Origin of the sequence: Chroococcidiopsis sp., from assembly GCF_051657925.1 — a bacterium.
Lineage (GTDB): Bacteria > Cyanobacteriota > Cyanobacteriia > Cyanobacteriales > Chroococcidiopsidaceae > Chroococcidiopsis.
Genome location: NZ_JBOFLP010000138.1, coordinates 1 through 4878, shown reverse-complemented (window position 1 = coordinate 4878; position 4878 = coordinate 1). Strand labels below are relative to the sequence as shown.

Genomic DNA, 4878 nt, shown 5'->3' with positions numbered 1-4878 from the left:
TCCATGCTCTCGGTCGGCGATAAGGTCGCACAGTCCGACGAGTTCAAATCCTCCGGCGACGATGCCAGCGGCGGGAAAACCTGCGCCGACTCCTGAGCAGAGATCGAGTTGGGTAAGGAGCATTCAATGACTTCAAAATAGTCGCGGTGAAATAAGCTGTTGTCTGTCGTGCGTACCCAATCGAGATCGAGACTGTCTATCTCAAACTCCATCCCAGCACAGACAAAGTGCAAGTCGTTAATGCGGATGCAATTACCTACTTGGGGAGTTGGGAGGAGCCAGTCGCTTGCGGGGGTTCCCCCCGTTGTGCGAACTGGCGTTCGGGAGTCGGGAGTCGGGATAATAGGTGATGGGTTTTTTCCCCTAGAACACGCCATGATACGCCTTCTCCTCGCGCTCATCATCAAGAGACAAGTCTTCTCGTTCCATTTCCTCTGGCTTTTTGGGATCGGCACTACAAGCTAACTCATGCCGTTTTTCTGCAACGAGTTCCTCATCGGGAGTGCGATCGCTCGAACTCATGCTCATCGCTTGGGCTAGCAGCCTCGTCTCTAGAATCCGCTGCTGTCTCTCTTTGACTGTAGCAGTCCAATTTTCCCGTTCAATCCTATCCAGTTCGCCGCAAATACCACGGGTTAATCGCTGGTCGTATTCTTCACAGTGGGTGTAGGCACTACCAGCACCGCATCGATAGCAAGCCGGATGTAAGTCTTTGTCATAGTCGTAGTCTGGAATGACCAAAGAGGCTAGCTTCGGTCTGACTATTCCAGTATCGTGACAGCAGAAGCAGCGCCAATCTGGATACCAAATCTCTGCATCAACACTAGACTCTTTATCCGGTCTAACTGGCTGTCGGGAAAGTTTAGGCAGGCTCATCAGCTATCCTCCCTGCGTATGCATTGGTTTTCTGCGCCCACATGAGAAAAGAAAGCCTTTCCTCTCTCTCAAATTCGTTCTCAACTGCCCACGGATGCCCCTCGTAGTAAGCCTTGTGCAGCCAGTCCATCAGGCGCGGGTCATTCTCCCAGTCATATTTGCGGGCGATCGCCTCTTGTTTCGCCGCTCGACCTGCCGAGGACGCTAAAAAATATTTGTAAAGTTCTGTAAAGTTCGCGGCAATCCATTTGTCTGGAAGCTCTGGGGGATGTGGTAGGCTGGCTGCCTTTTTCCTTCCAAATTCCAAAAAAATCTCTCTCTCGCTTTCTGAGAGAGTCTGAATAAAGTCTAAATAAGTCTTATTAATCTTAGAGTTTTGAAATGCTTGCTGTGTAACTGTTTCAGCTTCCGCGTGGTGTGTGGCGATCGCGCTGGGTGCGTCACGATCCACCTGGGTGCGTGGCGATCCACCTAGGTGTGTAGCGATCGATCGCGGTGCCTCATCGCACCTGGGTGTCTCATTACACCCTTGGTGTTTCATCGCACCTTTGGTGTCTTCACGCACCTCTGGTGTCTCATCGCACCATAAACCTTTTGGTTTCACCTTGGCTTTGACCTGCAACAGCTCTAGGTCGATGAAGCCTTTTGCATCCAGTTCTTTCAAGGCGCGGCTTACGGTTTGTCTGTGGACTTGACGCTCTGGTGATGAGAGCTGCCTTGCTATCTCAGCCGCATTGATTTCGATCCCGTTGTTGTGAGGGTCAATCGTGCGAATGTAGTACAACACATCCCTTTGTGCTGGCGTTAACTCTCTGCAAGCCCTTAGCCATTCTTGGTGTTGTAATGGGTAAAACTTTCCTTCAATCCTTGCTTGTGTCATGATAGTTCCAGGTATTTTTGTTTTTTTCACCCCGTATTCGCTTCCAACGACGCGGGGTAAATTTTTTAGCAGCCTTAACCAGTTGAGTTATTTCCTTGCTACGATTAGAGCATTCAGCCGAAGCGCTCTTTTTAGGTTGTCAAATACTATAGCAATTATACAAATTGACAACTAGGTAATTTATGCAAACTTTTGTGAAGCAGGAAATTGAGACACATCAGAAGTTATTTGGCGAGATGCTAGATCGGTTTGGCATAAGTGCAAAGCCATTGGCAGAAAGAGCGGGCGTTTCTGAGGTGCAACTGTCCCGCTTTCGCAATGGAAAAACAGATTTAGGGGCAGGAAAGCTAATGGCTCTCCTAGAGAACGTGCCTCAAGAAGCTAGGGAATGGTATTTGTCGCAATTGCTAGGAGTTAGCTTGAAGACGAGCTTACGATCGCAGTTTCTATCTGCTTCTGCCAAGGAAAAGGCGGAAGTACTGAATCTCATGGCTGATTGGATTGAAAGCCGTGATTCTACTGAGACGAAGCTGATGCCAGAGGCAGTATGATAACTGCTGCTAATTACTCTGATAGTAAAAAAATTGTGGACGAGCAGCAATTTAACAAAAACTTGGATGAATTAGAAAGTCTGCTGGAAAAGTGCAATCGTCTCCCACCGGATAAGAAAGCACAGTTATTGAAGTCCCTGCTTGGTGACCAAGCTATATCCGTAGTATTTGGAAACAGCAATTTGTATGCCGATACCATCTACCAGATCAACGTCTCGGATAACAACCAGGTAGCGGAGCTATTTAGGACTATTGCTCAGCGGATAGAAAAAGAAATTGACAGGGACTCGCAGGCGGATTCTAACTCGTAGGTTTTAAATAACTAATCTTTGGTTTGATTAAATAAAACTTTTAGGTGCGATCGCTTCCAAGAAAATCGTACAGTTTGTAATACTAAATTATTACGGCTCCGTAATTCTACGGTTTTACTCAATCCTCATCAAAATTAGAATCAGTTTAATTCATTTCTTGTATAAAAATCAGGATTAGATTGTGGTTTCACGTCATAATTTACTGACTTCTTTCGATAGAGCGGAGGCAGCGGATTTGCCTATAGGCGAAGGCGATCGGGCAGGGCTTCCTCAGTGTTGGATTGGTGAAGGATTGGGGATGAGAGTTGCGATTGGAAATTATCAAAGGAGTTCTTTGACCGGACAGATTAGGAGTATGAACGGCAAAGAGATAGGGGAAATATTAGAGGCTATGGCTGGGTGTTTGTCCGATTGAAAGTAGTTTCAGAGAAAGCTATTTGTAGATTTACAAATAGCTTTCTTCAAACACTGATTTAACTAACTTTCACTCGTTGGATCGTAAAGTACAACCTTCTCCTGTTCGTCTGGATCGTTGCGGGCAGCTAGCACGTAAACGGGTTCTGTGGCGCTTAGGTTGCGCGGTTGATGGGGAACGCCTGGGGGAGTAAAAACGAAATCCCCAGTTTCGCACACCTTGCAGTGCTGGAGTCCTTGCCCGTAAAAGACTTCGACACGACCCTTGAGAAGATAAATTGCCGTTTCATGTTCTGGGTGGAAATGTGGCTCGGCAATTGCACCAGGAGGAATAATTACGAGCTGCATCGAAATTCTTTTTGCCCCTGTCGTGCTTGCAGAAATGCCGGCAAAATGGGACAACCGTTCGCCAGCTAGTGTTGCCGCATCAGGGCGCACAATAACAACCTCGGTTGGCTTTCGTTCGATGGGTTCGCGGGTATCAGGAGGATGGGCAGATGTATTTTCTATCATGAGGACTCTTCCTTCGAGACAATTTGAGAGCGGTGCAATTCAGCCTCCCAATTACATGAGGAATGAGTTGAATGAATAGCGATCGCTCTACCGTATTGATTTCTAGGATGAGTACATAGTTATTATGCAAATTGATTTTGCAACCAAGCAGTTAGATCGGCAACATTGTTAAAGTCCAGTAGGGCAACTCCCAATTCTTCAAGCTGAGCAGTGGTTAAATTTTGGATTTGGGCTTGTAGTTCTGGAGCAACTTCACCAATTCGTCTCGTCAGTAGGCGCAGCGTGAGTGACAAAGCTTCTTCTCTCTTTCCTCGTGCGAGGATCTCTTGGTAAATTACTGACTCTTTCATCATGTCTTCCCTCAAAAATCGACGAATAGTTTCGATCTCAAACCTCAAGCCAGCAAGCACTTCTACACAAGCAGAAATATCGCGCTTTTTCTCCTGCTCCTCAATCATATCTAAGCGCGATGCAACTTGCCGTAGTAATGCATCTGGAGAATCGGATTGAGCCAGTGTTGCCAAAGGCAGCAGTGCAGGATTTGCTAATAAAGGAGCGGGGTCTTGTTCCCATAATCGAATAACTCGATAGTGATACGTAATACTATCAGTTATTAGTCGATCGGCGTATGCTGCTGTTGAGCCAGTCCGCTTCAAAAAGATAACAAACTGATCGACTGGACGATTGTATTGTCGATAAAGCCTTACACAGTAATCCAACATCCTTAGAGATAATGGTGGATTTGAAATAGCTTCTACCTGAAACTCCAGGTGTAAAATTCGTTCTTGGGGACGCAACAATGCAACAAAATCAGCGCGGATTGGTTCAACACTTAACTCAGATTTGAGGATTTCAGCGTCAGTTGTAGCTCGATCCAAAACCCAATTAGCAAAGCTTTCAGGATATTGTTCGGAAAGATATTTACAGATATTATCGACTGACATGTAAACCAAGAGATAACCACTAAAGCTCAAGCTTTATTCACAATATTATATCAAGATATCGCAAGTCTTTATTAGTAAATTGGTTATTCTATCTGTTTTTAATTAAGTCGTTCAGTTAGATTATTTAAAGTAGAAATTGTATTTATTTTGCTGATATAAACAAACTTGCCCAACACAGAATAAGATATTGTTTGCTACTCTAAAGTTCGCTCAACTTTCTAACATTGGATCGTAGGATACAACCTTTTCTTGTTCGTCTGGATCGTTGCGGGCAGCTAGCACGTAAACGGGTTCTGTTGCACTTAGATTACGCGGCTGATGGGGAACGCCTGGGGGAGTAAAAATGAAATCCCCAGCTTCGCAGACTCGGCAGTGCTGAAGTCCCTGTC

The 4878-nt window shown here is 45.7% G+C and carries 8 protein-coding genes and 1 pseudogene; 3 read left to right on the top strand and 6 right to left on the bottom strand.

Features of this window, described 5'->3' with window-relative positions; translation table 11 throughout:
• The 3 genes from ACRC32_RS10690 to ACRC32_RS10680 all read right to left on the bottom strand — a co-directional run.
• Nucleotides 1-377 (bottom strand): hypothetical protein (locus ACRC32_RS10690; protein WP_438553938.1); only part of this gene is annotated, 377 nt, incomplete at its 3' end.
• On the bottom strand, nt 364-876 hold the full coding sequence (locus tag ACRC32_RS10685) for a hypothetical protein (RefSeq protein WP_438553937.1): 513 nt from the start codon (nt 874-876) through the stop codon (nt 364-366). The genes ACRC32_RS10685 and ACRC32_RS10690, both read right to left, overlap by 14 nt.
• Nucleotides 863-1756 (bottom strand): MarR family transcriptional regulator, encoded by an 894-nt coding sequence (locus ACRC32_RS10680; RefSeq protein ID WP_438553936.1) that lies wholly within the window; start codon nt 1754-1756, stop codon nt 863-865. Before ACRC32_RS10680 ends, ACRC32_RS10685 begins: the two co-directional genes overlap by 14 nt.
• Nucleotides 1757-1938: 182 nt before the next feature.
• Here ACRC32_RS10680 and ACRC32_RS10675 point away from each other — a divergent pair, with 182 nt between their 5' ends.
• From ACRC32_RS10675 to ACRC32_RS10665, 3 genes are all read left to right on the top strand, one after another.
• The gene (locus tag ACRC32_RS10675) at nt 1939-2307 is read left to right on the top strand and encodes a helix-turn-helix domain-containing protein (RefSeq protein WP_438553935.1); all 369 of its coding nucleotides are present in this window, start codon (nt 1939-1941) and stop codon (nt 2305-2307) included.
• 35 nt (nt 2308-2342) lie between these two features.
• Complete coding sequence (locus tag ACRC32_RS10670; protein WP_438553934.1) at nt 2343-2618, top strand: hypothetical protein; 276 nt, start codon at nt 2343-2345, stop codon at nt 2616-2618.
• A gap of 181 nt (nt 2619-2799) precedes the next feature.
• A complete protein-coding gene (locus ACRC32_RS10665) occupies nt 2800-3033 on the top strand; it encodes a hypothetical protein (protein WP_438553933.1) in 234 nt (77 codons plus the stop codon).
• Nucleotides 3034-3095: 62 nt separating this feature from the next.
• On the opposite strand, the gene ACRC32_RS10660 is transcribed toward ACRC32_RS10665, so the two are convergent.
• The 3 genes and pseudogenes from ACRC32_RS10660 to ACRC32_RS10650 form a co-directional block, all read right to left on the bottom strand.
• Nucleotides 3096-3545 (bottom strand): cupin domain-containing protein, encoded by a 450-nt coding sequence (locus ACRC32_RS10660; RefSeq protein WP_438553932.1) that lies wholly within the window; start codon nt 3543-3545, stop codon nt 3096-3098.
• Between the two features lie 122 nt (nt 3546-3667).
• Nucleotides 3668-4489 carry an Rpn family recombination-promoting nuclease/putative transposase gene (locus tag ACRC32_RS10655; protein ID WP_438553939.1) on the bottom strand — a complete coding sequence of 274 codons (822 nt, stop codon included), beginning with the start codon at nt 4487-4489 and terminating at the stop codon, nt 3668-3670.
• A 210-nt stretch (nt 4490-4699) separates the two neighbouring features.
• Nucleotides 4700-4878: pseudogene (locus tag ACRC32_RS10650) on the bottom strand (cupin domain-containing protein); the annotation flags it as partial.

Coding starts and splice junctions, on each gene's coding strand:
- ACRC32_RS10685 (WP_438553937.1), bottom strand. CDS start 876: ATGAGCCTGCCTAAACTTTCCCGACAGCCAGTTAGACCGGATAAAGAG.
- ACRC32_RS10680 (WP_438553936.1), bottom strand. CDS start 1,756: ATGACACAAGCAAGGATTGAAGGAAAGTTTTACCCATTACAACACCAA.
- ACRC32_RS10675 (WP_438553935.1), top strand. CDS start 1,939: ATGCAAACTTTTGTGAAGCAGGAAATTGAGACACATCAGAAGTTATTT.
- ACRC32_RS10660 (WP_438553932.1), bottom strand. CDS start 3,545: ATGATAGAAAATACATCTGCCCATCCTCCTGATACCCGCGAACCCATC.
- ACRC32_RS10655 (WP_438553939.1), bottom strand. CDS start 4,489: ATGTCAGTCGATAATATCTGTAAATATCTTTCCGAACAATATCCTGAA.